Source organism: Aminobacter aganoensis (genome assembly GCF_014206975.1).
Classification (GTDB): Bacteria; Pseudomonadota; Alphaproteobacteria; order Rhizobiales; family Rhizobiaceae; genus Aminobacter; species Aminobacter aganoensis.
In genome coordinates this window covers 137,996-150,934 of the sequence record NZ_JACHOU010000007.1, presented here as the reverse complement: position 1 = coordinate 150,934, position 12,939 = coordinate 137,996, and the positions used below count along the sequence as shown (strand labels likewise).

Here is a 12,939-nt window from a genome sequence, read left to right as displayed (position 1 = left end):
TTCATGGCGGCCAGATCGCTGGAGCGCTTCCTGCCCGACGAGGCCGCCACCACGCGGCTGGGCGAAGACCTCGCCATGGCGGTCAAGCCGGGTGACGTGCTCCTGCTCGACGGCGATCTCGGTGCCGGGAAGTCGACGCTGGCGCGCGGCCTGATCCGGGCGCTCGCCGGTGATCCTGCGCACGAAGTGCCGAGCCCGACTTTCACGCTGGTGCAGAGCTACGACACGCCTGTCCCCGTCCATCATTTCGACCTTTACCGGCTGTCTTCCTCGGAGGAATTCTTGGAGCTCGGCTTCGACGAAGCGGTCGCTTCTGGTGTCGCGCTGGTCGAGTGGCCCGAGCGAGCGGCGGAAGCGATGCCCGCTGTCAGCCTGCGGCTCGCCATCGAGCACGAGGGCGATGGCCGCCGCATCGTCATCTCGGGCGATGGCCCGGTCTTCGACCGCATCGCCCGTTCGCTCGCCATGCGAGACTTCCTCGTTTCGGCCGATTTCGGCGACGCCCGCCGTGCCCGCTTCACCGGCGACGCTTCGGCCCGAGGCTACGAAACCGTCACGCCGGAAGGCCAGGCTCCGCTCGTGCTGATGAATTCGCCAAGGCTGGTCCTCGGACCGCCCGTCCGCGACGGCAAGCCTTATGCCGAGATCGCCCACACGGCCCAGACGGTCGCTGCCTTCGTAGCCATCGATCGTGCGCTCGCCGCAGGCGGCGTCACCGTGCCCGGCATCGTCGCCCACGATCTCGACCAGGGCTTCCTGCTGCTCGAGCATCTCGGCACCGGCGCTTTCCTCGACCCCGTGGGCAAGCCCATCGCCGAGCGCTACGCCGCCGCTGCCGAGCTGCTGGCGATGATTCACGGGAAACAGTGGGACGATCGCCTTGAGGCAGCGCCCGGCGTCGTCCACCAGGTCCCACCCTTCGACCGCGATGCGCTGATGATCGAGGTCGACCTGCTGGTCGACTGGTACGTGCCCGCCGTCACCGGCGCGCCCGCTTCCGACGCGTTGCGCGACGGCTACCATGCCGCGTGGAACGCCGTCTTTGACCGTCTCGCCGACAAGCAACACGGCCTGGTGCTGCGCGACTATCACTCGCCCAACATCATCTGGCGCGGGGAGAAGAAAGGTTTCGACCGGCTCGGCATCGTCGACTTCCAGGATGCGCTGATCGGCCCGGTCGCCTACGACGTCGCGTCGCTCGCCATGGACGCGCGGGTCACCGTCTCGCCCGACATCGAGCGGACCACCGTCGATGCCTATGTCGCCGCACGCCATGCCGCAGGCAGCTTCGACGAGCCCGCCTTCCGCGAGGCCTACGCCATCATGGCGGCGCAGCGGAACTCGAAGATCCTCGGCATCTTCGTCCGCCTCGACCGCCGCGACGGCAAGCCGCAATATCTCAAGCACCTGCCGCGCATCCGCGACTATCTGCACCGCGCTCTGGCGCATCCCGCCCTGGCCGACCTGCGCGACTTCTACCGCGACAACCGCCTGCTCGAGGAGTTTGACGCGTGAGTGCCAAGATCCCGTCCGTCTCCATGGTCCTTGCGGCCGGTCTCGGCAAGCGCATGCGGCCGATCACCGACACGATCCCCAAGCCGCTGGTGAAAATTGCCGGCAAGACCCTGCTCGACTGGGGCCTCGACAGCCTTGCCGAAGCGGGCGTCGACAAGGCCGTCGTCAACGTTCATTACCTGCCTGACCAGATCGTCGCGCATGCCGCTTCGCGCATCGCTCCGCGCATCGCCATCTCCGACGAGCGCGACGGCCTGCTCGATTCCGCCGGAGGCATCGTCAAGGCGCTGCCCGGGCTCGGCGCCGAACCGTTCTACATCGTCAATGCCGACACCTTCTGGATCGACGAGGGCAAGCCCAATCTCACCCGCCTCGCCCTTGCCTGGGACGATGAGCGCATGGATATTCTCATCATGCTCGCGGCTCTCGACCAGGCGACCGGCCATTTCGGCGGCACCGACTTTCTCGTCGCACCGGACGGCCGGCTGAGTCGTGCCAGGGGTGCGCCCGACGGCCTGATCTATGCCGGTGCCGCCATCATCCACCCTCGCATCTTCGCCGGCGCGACCGCCACTCCCGCCTCGCTCAACCGCTATTTCGACGAGGCGATATCGGCCGGCCGCCTCCATGGCATGCAGATGCAGGGCAGCTGGATCACCGTCGGCACGCCCGACGCCATCGCGCCGGCCGAGGCTGCGGTGAAAAGGGCCCTGGCAGGGGTGCAATGAGCGGCCGCGCGTCGCCACGCGTCTTTTCCATCCCGCCCGGCACGCCCTTCCTGCCGACGCTGGCGGCATCCCTGCTCGACGGCCGCCTGATCCCCGACTTCCGCTTCGACGGCGACCCGCTGGCGCTGGCCGACGTCACCATCTACGTGCCGACGCGCCGCGCCGCGCGCGCCCTGCGCGGCGTCTTCGTCGATGCCGCCGGCGGCCGCTCGGCCATTTTGCCGGTCATCAAGCCGCTTGGCGAATTCGACGAGGACGAGGCCGCCTTCGAGACCGAAGGCGCTGGCGCTCTCGACCTTGCGCCGCCGATCTCGTCGGTCGATCGGCTGCTCATGCTGGCACCCCTCGTGCGCGCCTGGAAGCGCCGCTTGCCGGCCCATGTCGCCGCGCTGTTCGAGGAAGAAGTCGTGGTGCCGGCCTCCGCCGCCGACGCCATCTGGCTGGCGCGCGATCTCGCCGGGCTGATGGACGAGATTGAGACCGAAGGCTCCGATTGGGCCAAGCTCGGCGGCCTCGTCTCCGGCGAGCTGTCCAGCTGGTGGCAGGTCACGCTCGACTTCCTGTCCATCGTCACCTCGGTCTGGCCCGACCTGCTCGCCGAGCGCGATCAGTCCAATCCGGCCGCGCATCGCAGCGCCCTGATCCGGCTCGAGGCCGAGCGCCTCAGGCGCAGTCCACCCGCCGGACCGGTCATCGCCGCCGGGTCCACCGGTTCGATTCCTGCGACCGCCGAACTGTTGGCGGCCATCGCCCGCCTGCCGCGCGGCGCTGTCGTCCTGCCCGGGCTCGACGCGACGCTCGATGAGGTTGCCTTCGAGGCCATCACCGCGCCCGATCTCCGCGCCTCGGTCCTCGGCCATCCGCAATACGGCCTCGCCAAGCTGATCGGCAAGATCGGCATCCTGCGCGGCGACGTCGAGGAACTGGGCACGCCGTCTCCCGCCTTGGTCCGCCGTGCGACGATCGTCGGCGAGGCGCTGCGCCCGGCCGAGACCACCGACGCCTGGGCCGAAAAGCGCGGCAGCGTCAGCGACGCCGAAATTTCGGATGCCCTTGCCGGCATCACGCTGCTCGAAGCCGCCCATGAGCGCGACGAGGCAGCCGCCATCGCCATCGCGCTACGCGAGGCCGTTGCCGCCGACGGCCATCGCGCCGCTCTTGTCACCTCCGATCGTAACCTTGCCCGCCGCGTCGCCGCCGAACTCCGCCGCTTCGGCATCCAGGCCGACGATTCCGGCGGCGTTCCGTTGGCCAACACCCCGCCCGCCGCCCTGCTGCGCACCATGGTCGAGGCGGCGATCCGCCCCGGCGATCCCGTCGCCGTGCTGTCGCTGCTCAAGCATCCGCTGCTGCGGCTCGGGCTCGATCGCCACATCGTCAGGCGCGCCGCCGAAACCATCGAGCTTGTGGTGCTGCGCGGCGGCGTTGGCCGGCCCGATGTCGCTCGGCTCGCCGAGGATTTCGACGGGCGCCTTGCCGGCATCGGCGACGCGTCGCGAAAACCCTTCTGGTTCGACCGCGTCAATGTCCGCCGCATCGAAGACGCGCGTGACGTTGCGGCCCGGCTGGTCGCTGCGGTGGCGCCGCTCGCCGCACTGCGTGGCGACGAGGCCGTCGACCTCGGCGCTATCGTCCGCGCGACGGTCGAAGCGCTGGAAAACCTCGGGCGCGACGAACTTGGCGGGCTGGCTGTGCTTTATGACGGCGACGCCGGCGCCAAGTTGGCGGAAGCGCTCCGTGGGCTTGTCTCGGCCCAGGCATCGTTCGGTTTCGCCGCGGTCGAGTGGCCCGACGTGCTCGACGCGCTTGTCGCCCCCGAGGCGGTGAAGCCGTCGCAGGGCGCCGACCGCGCCATCTCCATCTGGGGCGCGCTCGAAGCGCGCCTGCTGACCGTCGACACGCTGGTCATCGGCGCCCTCAACGAAGGCAGCTGGCCGCGCAAGGCCGAGGCTGACCGTTTCATGTCGCGGGTCATGAAGTCGGGCATCGACCTCGAACCGCCTGAGCGCCGCATCGGCCTCGCCGCCCATGATTTCCAGATGGCGCTGGGCGCGAAAAACGTCGTCCTGTCGCGCTCCGCCCGCTCGGGCGACGCGCCGGCCGTGCCGTCGCGCTGGTTGCAGCGCCTGCTGACTTATGTCGGTCCCGACCATGCCGCCGTGTTGCGCCAGCGCGGTGCAGCGCTGCTTGGCTGGGCTCGCCAGCTCGACGCCGGGGACAAGACAGATTTCGCTGCCCGACCGGAGCCCAAGCCGGCGGTCGTGGTGCGCCCCCGCCGCTTCTCCGTCACCGAGATCGAGACGCTGCGCCGCGACCCCTACGCCGTCTATGCCCGCCGCATCCTTGGGCTGATGCCCGTCGATCCGCTGGTGCGAGATCCCGGCGCAGCCGAGCGCGGCACGCTGTTTCACGACATCCTGCACCTCTTCTCGGCAACGGTCGGCGACCCGCGCGCGCCGCAGGCGCTCGACGTGCTCATCGCCGCCGGCAGGCACTGCTTCGCCGAGGCCGCCTTGCCCGCCGATGTCGAGGCGGTCTGGTGGCCGCGTTTCGAGCGCATGGCAGAAGGCATCCTCGAATGGGAGCGCAGCCGCGCCGCCGCCGTCGCCAGCCGCCATGCCGAGGAAGGTGCTGCCGCCACCGAAGTCGGCCGCACCGGTATCACGCTGTCCGGCCGCGCCGATCGCATCGACCTGCTCGCCGGCGGCATGGCCGACATCATCGACTACAAGACCGGCTCGTCGCCGTCCAAGGCGCAGGCCCATACGCTGATCGCGCCGCAGCTGGCGCTCGAAGGCGCGCTGCTCCGTCGCGGCGCCTTCCGCGAGCTTGGCCAGCGCGAGCCGTCGCAGCTGGCCTTCGTCAGGCTGAAGCCCAATGGCGAGGTGTTCGAGGAATCGATCCTCGAACACAACCGCAAGCCCAAGTCGGCGGCGGAGCTGTCAGAGGAGGCCTGGACGCGGCTGGAGCAGCTGCTCCAGCATTACGAAGATCCGGCGACGGGCTATCTCTCCCGCGCGCTGCCCTTCCGCGAGGGCGAAACCGATGGCGACTACGACCATCTCGCCCGCGTTCTCGAATGGTCGGCCGGTGGCGACGGCGGTTCGGAGGGCGAGGAATGAAGAAGAAGTTCTTCGTACCCACCGAAACAGCCGACCGCCAGGCACGGGCCTCCGATCCCGGCAACTCCGTCTGGGTGTCGGCCAATGCCGGCTCGGGCAAGACCCACGTGCTGTCGCAGCGCGTTATGCGGCTTTTGCTGCGCGGCACCGATCCGTCGAAGATCCTCTGCCTGACCTACACGCGCGCCGCCGCCGCCAACATGTCGAACCGCGTCTTCGCCAACCTGTCGGAATGGACCATGCTGCCGGATCTGGAGCTGGCAGAGCGCATCGCCGCCCTCGATGGCGCGCGGCCAGACCGGCCTATGCTGCGCCGTGCCCGCCGGCTCTTCGCCGAGGCGCTGGAGACGCCGGGCGGCCTCAAGATCCAGACCATCCACGCCTTCTGCGAGTCGGTGCTGCACCAGTTTCCGCTCGAGGCCAACATCGCCGCCCATTTCGAGATGCTCGACCCGCAGATGGAGGCGACGCTGTTTGCCACCGCGCGGCGCGAGATGGTGACCGGCGGTGCTGCCAATCCCGAACTGGCCGAGGCCTTCGCCATGGTGCTGGAGCGCGGCGGCGAGGCGGGGCTCGACGCCCTGCTCTCCGAGATCGTCGCCAAGCGCGACGGCCTGCGCGCCTTCATCGGCCAGGTCATGGATTTTGCCTGGCCGTTCGGCGCACTCTACGAGGAATTCGGCTTTTCCCAGGGCGACAGCGCCGAAGGCATCGCCGCCTTGATCTGGCCGCTGCCCGGCTTTGAACCCGATTTCTTCGACGCCTTCGCCGCCGCGGCCGACGCGACTGACGCGCGCAGCGTGCTCAACAACATCCTGCCCTTCGCCCGGCTTGCCTATGTCGAGCCGGACCCGATCCGGCGCCTCGGATTGCTCGCTGACGCCTTCCTCAAGGCCGACGGCGATCCCTATACGCAGAGCGCCTTCAAGAAGGCGCTGCTCGACCGCCTGCCCGACCTGCCCGAGCGGTACCAAACAACATCGGAGGCGATCATGCGCGCCGCCGACCGCCTCGCCCATTTCCGCATGCTCGAGGCGACACGCGCCGCCCTCACCATCGCCGACTGGCTGATCGCCCGCTACGAGCGGCTCAAGACCGGCCGCGGCTTCCTCGACTTCAACGACCTCATCACCCGCACGGTCAACCTGCTCGCCCGCCCCGACGCCGGGCCATGGGTGCAATACAAGCTCGACAAGGGCATCGACCACATCCTGCTCGACGAGGCACAGGACACCAGCCCCGACCAGTGGGAGGTGGTGAAGCGGTTGGCCGAAGAGTTCTTCTCCGGCTCAGGCGCCCGCGACCATGTCCATCGCACCGTCTTCGCCGTCGGCGACGAGAAGCAGTCGATCTATTCCTTCCAGGGGGCGGCGCCCGAATCCTTCGACGACAGCAAGCACGAATTCGCCGCCCGCATCCGCGCCGCCGAAGCGCGCTTCGAGGACGTCACGCTGACCTGGTCGTTCCGCTCGACCGATGACGTGCTGTCGGCCGTCGACCGCGTGTTCGAGGATCCGACGGTCCGTCGTGGCGTCACCCGTGCGCCCGAACCGCCCAGCCACAAGGCCATCCGCGCCGGGGCGCCGGGCTATGTCGAGGTCTGGCCTTCGGTCGGCACCGACGTGGTCGACGAGCCTGACGACTGGCGCAAGCCCATCGACCATGCCCATGCCCCGGCCGTCGTGGTGGCCGAACAGGTGGCCGCGACCATCCGCAAGTGGCTCGACGACGGCGAGGTCATCGAGGGCACGGGAAAACGCCTGCGTGCCGGCGATGTCATGGTGCTGGTGCGCAAGCGCGACCGCTTCGTCCATGCGCTGTCACGCGCCCTCAAGCGCCGCGACATCCCGGTCGCCGGCGCCGACCGGCTCAGCCTTCCCGGCCACATCGCGGTCAAGGACCTGATCGCGCTTGGCCGCTTCCTCATCCAGCCCGAGGACGACCTGTCGCTGGCGGCCGTGCTGCGCAGCCCGATCTTTGGCTTCTCCGAGGAGGCGCTGTTTGCGCTCGCCTCCGAGCGCTCGCGCAGCCGCTCGTTGATTGCCTCGCTGCGTGATGCCGCCGAGACCGATTCGGCCCTGGAAGTGGTCGCCAAACAGCTCGACGCCTGGGCCACCGAAGCGGCCTTCCGGCCGGTCTTCGAATTCTATTCCGGCGTGCTCTCGGGCGGGCGCGCCCGCGACGGCGTGCGCAAGAAGATGATCTCCCGCCTCGGCCAGGAAGCCGGCGACATTCTCGACGAGTTCCTGAACTTCTGCCTGGCGGAGGAGCGCACCGGCCTGCCCGGCCTCGAAGCCTTCCTGTCGACGCTGGAAAACGCCGGTCCCGAGATCAAGCGCGAGATGGACCAGACCCGCGACGAGGTCCGCATCATGACCGCGCACGCCGCCAAGGGCCTGGAGGCGACTGTGGTGTTCCTGGTCGACAGCGGCTCGGCGCCGTTCAGCGACCAGCATCTGCCACGCCTGATGCCGTTCATGCCGCGCGGAAGACATTGGCACGGCAAGGGTTACCTCTGGCGCGCCGGCGCCGACGTCGCCAATGCCTTTTCCAAGGGGGCGGCTCTCACCGCGCGCGAACTGGCCGACGACGAATACCGCCGCCTGCTCTATGTCGGCATGACCCGTGCCGAGGATCGTCTCATCGTCTGTGGCTACCATGGCAAGCGCGCGCCGGGCAGCAACACCTGGCACTCCATCGTCAGCCGGGCGCTGTCGGCCGCGTCGGAGAGCGAGCTGCGCGACCATCCCGTCGTCGCCGACCTCGAAGTGCATCGCTTCCGGGTCACGCCCTTGTCGGGCGCGGCGGAAATCGCGCCCGAACGCGAGGCGGCCGAATTTGCCGCGCCGGCTCCGCTGCCCGAAAGCCTGTTCGACCGTCCGCCGCCCTTCGAGGACCTGCCGCGGCCGCTGTCACCGTCGGGTGCATCGGCGCTGATCGAGGAGGTCGAGGAGCCGGTGATTTCAGGTCGCTCGCCGGTGCTGGATGCCGATGCCGAGCCGGCCTTTGCCATCGCCCGCGGCTCGGCGCTGCACCGGCTGCTGCAGATGCTGCCGCGCCTCGACCCAGCGGAGCGGCGCCAGGCCGCCGAACGTTATCTCGCCCGCGCCAGCCGGCACTGGGATGATGCGCAGCGAAGCTCGGCCTTGGCCTCGGTTTTCTCCGTTCTCGACGACGATGATTTCGCACCGCTGTTTGCGCCGGCTTCCCGTGCCGAAGTTGCGGTCATGGGCAGCCTCGACATCCGGGGCAACCCGCGCTCGGTGTCGGGCAAGATCGACCGGCTGGCGGTCACGCATGACGAGGTCTTGATCGTCGACTACAAGACCAACGCTGCCCCGCCGGCCTCGCTCGACGAGGTGCCCAATGCCTATGTCGTCCAGCTTGCGCTCTACCGGGCGCTGCTCCAGCCGCTCTATCCCGGCAAGGCGGTTACCGCCGCCCTGCTCTTCACCGAAGCGCCCCGGCTGATCGCTCTGCCTCCCGCGGCAATGGACGCCGCCCTTGCTCGACTCACCCAAGCGTGACACAAGAACTGCTTGAACGTCGGGCCTCCTACCACCACATATGGCACGACAGCTAACCCCTAGAGGATCGCATCATGGCCACCGTCAAGATCGACAACAGCAATTTCAAGACCGGCGTGCTCGAGGCCAAGGAGCCCGTCGTCGTCGATTTCTGGGCCGAGTGGTGCGGTCCCTGCAAGATGATCGGCCCGTCGCTGGAAGAGATTTCCAACGAGATGGCCGGCAAGGTGAAGATCACCAAGGTCAACATCGACGAGAACCCCGAGATCGCCGCCCAGTTCGGCGTGCGCTCGATCCCGACGCTGATGATCTTCAAGGATGGCGAAGTCGCCGACATCAAGGTTGGCGCCGCGCCCAAGACCGCCCTGTCCAGCTGGATCAACGGCAACGTCTGACCGATCCGACGCCTGAATACGAAAAAGCCCGGCAGTGCCGGGCTTTTTTATTGGCTTGTCGACGGCTCAGGTCGGCGGCGTGCCGTTCGCGGCCAGCACCTCGCCGACGAGATAGAGCGAGCCGCCGATCAGGATGCGCGGTGCCGGCTCGTTCTCGTTCCAGGTATCGCGCAACAGCATCAACGCGTTGGCGACCGAACTGACAGGTTCGGCAGACAGCCCGGCCTCGGTGGCGCGCACCGCCAGCTCTTCATTTGGCACGCCGCTTTCGCTCATCGTCACCGGAACGGTGTAGACATGCCGCGCCATGCCGTGGAACGGCTTGAAATAGCCGGTCTGGTCCTTGGTGTTGATCATGCCGGAGATCAGGAACAGCGGCCGCGGCGACTTCTCTTCCTGCTCGGCGAGCGCTTCGGAGATCACTGTGCCGGCACCGGGATTGTGGCCGCCGTCGATCCAGACCTCGGCCCCTTTCGGGGCGAGCTCGGTTAGCGCGCCTTGCGGCATGCGCTGCATCCGCCCCGGCCAGGCCACCGACGTCATCGCCTTGTCGATGGCGCGCTCGGTCAGGGGGAAGCCAGCCGCCTTGACCGCGGCAATGGCCGCCGCTGCGTTGGCAAACTGGTGGCGTCCCGGCAGGCGTGGCGGCGAAAGGTCCATCAGCCCGCTCTCGTCCTGGTAGACCATGCGGCCGTTTTCCTCGAAGGCGACGAAATCCTGGCCGTAGACCTCGAGCGGGCAATCGAGCCGCTCGGCGGTGTCGATCAGCACCTGCTGCGCCGCTTCGGTTTCCTGGGCGCCGACGACGACCGGGCAGCCGCGCTTGATGATGCCGGCCTTTTCGGCGGCGATCAGCTCGACCTTGTCGCCGAGATAGGCCTCGTGATCCATCGACACCGGCATGATGACCGAGCACGCCGGGCGCTTGATGACGTTGGTCGCGTCGAAGCGCCCGCCAAGCCCGACCTCGATGATGCAGACGTCGGCCGGATGTTCGGAAAACAGCACGAAGGTGACGGCGGTGAGGATCTCGAAGACGGTGATCTTTTCGCCACGATTGGCTTCGCCGACGCGGCGGACGGCATCGGCCAGAACGTCGTCGTCGACCAGCTTGCCGCCGCCGGGTGCTGCCAGGCGGTAGCGCTCGTGCCAGTTCACCAGATGCGGCGAGGTGTGGACATGCACCAGCCGGCCGGAGGCCTCGAGCAACGCACGCGAGAAGGCGGCGGTCGAGCCCTTGCCGTTGGTGCCGGCGATGTGGATCACCGGCGGCATGTGGTCCTGCGGGTTGCCGAGGCGTTCGAGCAGCCGCGTGATGCGGTCGAGCGAAAGGTCGAAACCCTTCGGATGAAGCGCCAAAAGGCGCTCGATTTCGAGATCGGCTTCGAGCGTGGTCATGGCAATCCCCCGGGCCAAGGGCCGTGTCTGTGTGGTCAGGCCTGCGGGCGTCGTTCCGGCACCGGAACGACAGGCGGCAGGATCTCGGCCTCGGTGGTCTTGGCTTCCGCAGGCGTCCTGGTCAGGATCTTGAGCAGGCTGGCGATCGTCGACTTGAGCTCAAGCCGCGACACCACCATGTCCACCATGCCGTGGTCCATCAGGTATTCCGAGCGCTGGAAGCCTTCGGGCAGCTTCTCGCGGATCGTCTGTTCGATGACGCGCGGGCCGGCAAAGCCGATCAGCGCACCGGGTTCCGCGATATGCACGTCGCCCAGCATCGCATAGGAGGCGGTCACGCCGCCGGTCGTTGGATTGGTCAGCACCACGATGTAGGGCAGGCCGGCTTCCTTGAGCCGGTCCACCGCAACCGTCGTCCTGGGCAGCTGCATCAGCGACAGGATGCCTTCCTGCATGCGCGCGCCACCCGAGGCGGCGAACAAGATCAGCGGGCGCTTCTTCTCGAGTGCGACCTCGAAGGCGCGGATGATCGCGTCGCCCGCCGCCATGCCGAGCGAGCCGCCCATGAAGGCAAAATCCTGCACGGTGACGACGACCGGAAGGCCCTCGATCTTGCCGGATCCCGACAGGATCGCGTCTTCCATGCTGGTCTTGGCCTTGGCGTCCTTCAGGCGGTCGACATAGCGTTTCTCGTCGCGGAACTTCAGCGGGTCGACCATCACCTTGGGATTTTCGATCGGCTCGTAGCGGCCGTCGTCGAAGAAGAAGCGCAGCCGCTCCTTGGCCGAAATCTTCATGTGATGTCCCGACGACGGGATCACATACTGGTTCTCTTCCAGGTCCTTGTGGAACACCATCTCGCCGCTCTCGGGATCCTTGATCCAGAGATTGTCGGGCATTTCCCGGCGCCCAAGCATCGAGTTGATCTTGGGGCGAACGTAGTTGGTGATCCAGTTCATGGCAGTGGTCCTCTTCGATCCCGGGACATGGGGTATTTATTGGGCGGTAGCAAGGCGTGCGGCGCGAATGCCCTGGGACAAGCCGTTGACCAGGGTCGCCACCGCTTCGGCCGGATCGGCGGTTTTCTCGCCCTTCGGCCCGATGACATTGGCAACTGCATTGACGATCGCGGTGCCGACAACGACGCCGTCGGCCGACGCGCCGATGGTCCTGGCCTGTTCGGCGGTCTTGACGCCGAAGCCGACGCAGACCGGCAGGTCGGTATGCGCCTTGATGCGCTGCACCGCCTCGGCCACCTTGCCCGTGTCGGCCAGCGCCGAACCGGTGATGCCGGTCATCGACACGTAGTAGACAAAGCCCGACGTGTTCTCGAGCACCTTCGGCAGGCGCTTGTCGTCGGTCGTCGGCGTCGCCAGGCGGATGAAGTTGACGCCGGCCTTGAGCGCGGGGATGCACAGCTCGTTGTCCATCTCCGGCGGCAGGTCGACGACGATCAGGCCGTCGATGCCTGAAGCGACTGCGTCAGCCAGGAAGCGGTCGACGCCGTAGATGTAGATCGGGTTGTAGTAGCCCATCAAGACGATCGGCGTGTCGTTGTCGTCAGCGCGGAATTCGCGCGCCATCTCAAGCGTCTTGGCCAGCGTCTGTCCGGCCTTCAGCGCGCGCAGGCCGGCGGCCTGGATCGCCGGGCCATCGGCCATCGGGTCGGAAAACGGCATGCCGAGCTCGATGATGTCGCTGCCGGCCTTGGGCAGCGCCTTCATGATCGACAGCGACGTCTCGTAGTCGGGGTCGCCACCCATGAAATAGGTCACCAGCGCCGGGCGTCCATCGGCCTTCAGTTTCGCCATGCGGCGGTCGATGCGGGTGGTCGTCATGATTCAGGGTGCCTCGAGGCGTAATCTACGTTGGTGAAAGTTGAACGGCGCAAGAAAATTCTTGCATCCAGGTCATCCTGTCTCGGGCCGTGATCTAGAATGAGGGAGCCTTCGTGAACAAGTACAGCGGATATGTACGCAAGTGTGCGTGTATCTCCGATGTTCGAGCCGGCCTTGATCAAGTCGTGGAGCTTTGGAGCGTCCAGTTCCGAATTAGCACTAGACGATACACCAAAAACTTCAGAACCATTGTCAAACACTGTCCTCAGTATTTCGTTCCAGACATCGGTGTCGATCAGGCGGCGAATCTTCTTACCGACGATACTTTCGATTCGAATGCCATCAGCTTCTCGTCGATAGTAGAACGGAGTCGGCGGAAATCCGTTTCGATGCCCTAGCGTCTGAAGGACTTTCAT

The 12,939-nt window shown here is 67.3% G+C and carries 9 protein-coding genes; 5 read left to right on the top strand and 4 right to left on the bottom strand.

The window, feature by feature from the left end:
* Positions 1-3: 3 nt before the first annotated feature.
* The 5 genes from tsaE (at position 4) to trxA (ending at position 9,287) form a co-directional block, all read left to right on the top strand.
* Positions 4-1,515 carry a tRNA (adenosine(37)-N6)-threonylcarbamoyltransferase complex ATPase subunit type 1 TsaE gene (tsaE, locus tag GGR00_RS15830; RefSeq protein ID WP_184699960.1) on the top strand — a complete coding sequence of 504 codons (1,512 nt, stop codon included), beginning with the start codon at positions 4-6 and terminating at the stop codon, positions 1,513-1,515.
* A 23-nt stretch (positions 1,516-1,538) separates the two neighbouring features.
* Positions 1,539-2,243 (top strand): nucleotidyltransferase family protein, encoded by a 705-nt coding sequence (locus GGR00_RS15825; protein ID WP_184699987.1) that lies wholly within the window; start codon positions 1,539-1,541, stop codon positions 2,241-2,243.
* Positions 2,240-5,365, top strand: a complete 3,126-nt coding sequence (addB, locus tag GGR00_RS15820; RefSeq protein ID WP_184699959.1) for a double-strand break repair protein AddB — start codon at positions 2,240-2,242, stop codon at positions 5,363-5,365. Before GGR00_RS15825 ends, addB begins: the two co-directional genes overlap by 4 nt.
* Entirely contained in the window at positions 5,362-8,892 is a 3,531-nt protein-coding gene (addA, locus tag GGR00_RS15815; protein ID WP_184699958.1) for a double-strand break repair helicase AddA, read from the top strand. The genes addB and addA overlap by 4 nt, the downstream gene beginning before the upstream one ends.
* A gap of 74 nt (positions 8,893-8,966) precedes the next feature.
* Positions 8,967-9,287, top strand: a complete 321-nt coding sequence (gene trxA, locus GGR00_RS15810) for a thioredoxin (RefSeq protein WP_055981937.1) — start codon at positions 8,967-8,969, stop codon at positions 9,285-9,287.
* A 66-nt stretch (positions 9,288-9,353) separates the two neighbouring features.
* On the opposite strand, the gene GGR00_RS15805 is transcribed toward trxA, so the two are convergent.
* From GGR00_RS15805 to GGR00_RS15790, 4 genes are read right to left on the bottom strand one after another with little or no spacing between them, the layout of a single operon-like run.
* Positions 9,354-10,685, bottom strand: coding sequence for a bifunctional folylpolyglutamate synthase/dihydrofolate synthase (locus tag GGR00_RS15805; protein ID WP_184699957.1), 1,332 nt, complete (start codon positions 10,683-10,685; stop codon positions 9,354-9,356).
* 35 nt (positions 10,686-10,720) lie between these two features.
* Positions 10,721-11,644, bottom strand: coding sequence for an acetyl-CoA carboxylase, carboxyltransferase subunit beta (accD, locus tag GGR00_RS15800; RefSeq protein WP_184699956.1), 924 nt, complete (start codon positions 11,642-11,644; stop codon positions 10,721-10,723).
* 36 nt (positions 11,645-11,680) lie between these two features.
* Positions 11,681-12,523 (bottom strand): tryptophan synthase subunit alpha, encoded by an 843-nt coding sequence (gene trpA / locus GGR00_RS15795; protein ID WP_184699955.1) that lies wholly within the window; start codon positions 12,521-12,523, stop codon positions 11,681-11,683.
* Positions 12,520-12,939: a hypothetical protein gene (locus GGR00_RS15790; protein ID WP_184699954.1), complete on the bottom strand. Its 420-nt coding sequence runs from the start codon at positions 12,937-12,939 to the stop codon at positions 12,520-12,522. The genes trpA and GGR00_RS15790 overlap by 4 nt, the downstream gene beginning before the upstream one ends.

Excerpts from the sequence above, each read along its gene's own strand:
- addA (WP_184699958.1), top strand. The coding sequence starts at position 5,362 with ATGAAGAAGAAGTTCTTCGTACCCACCGAAACAGCCGACCGCCAGGCA.
- accD (WP_184699956.1), bottom strand. The coding sequence starts at position 11,644 with ATGAACTGGATCACCAACTACGTTCGCCCCAAGATCAACTCGATGCTT.
- GGR00_RS15825 (WP_184699987.1), top strand. The coding sequence starts at position 1,539 with ATGGTCCTTGCGGCCGGTCTCGGCAAGCGCATGCGGCCGATCACCGAC.
- tsaE (WP_184699960.1), top strand. The coding sequence starts at position 4 with ATGGCGGCCAGATCGCTGGAGCGCTTCCTGCCCGACGAGGCCGCCACC.
- GGR00_RS15790 (WP_184699954.1), bottom strand. The coding sequence starts at position 12,939 with ATGAAAGTCCTTCAGACGCTAGGGCATCGAAACGGATTTCCGCCGACT.
- addB (WP_184699959.1), top strand. The coding sequence starts at position 2,240 with ATGAGCGGCCGCGCGTCGCCACGCGTCTTTTCCATCCCGCCCGGCACG.
- trpA (WP_184699955.1), bottom strand. The coding sequence starts at position 12,523 with ATGACGACCACCCGCATCGACCGCCGCATGGCGAAACTGAAGGCCGAT.
- trxA (WP_055981937.1), top strand. The coding sequence starts at position 8,967 with ATGGCCACCGTCAAGATCGACAACAGCAATTTCAAGACCGGCGTGCTC.
- GGR00_RS15805 (WP_184699957.1), bottom strand. The coding sequence starts at position 10,685 with ATGACCACGCTCGAAGCCGATCTCGAAATCGAGCGCCTTTTGGCGCTT.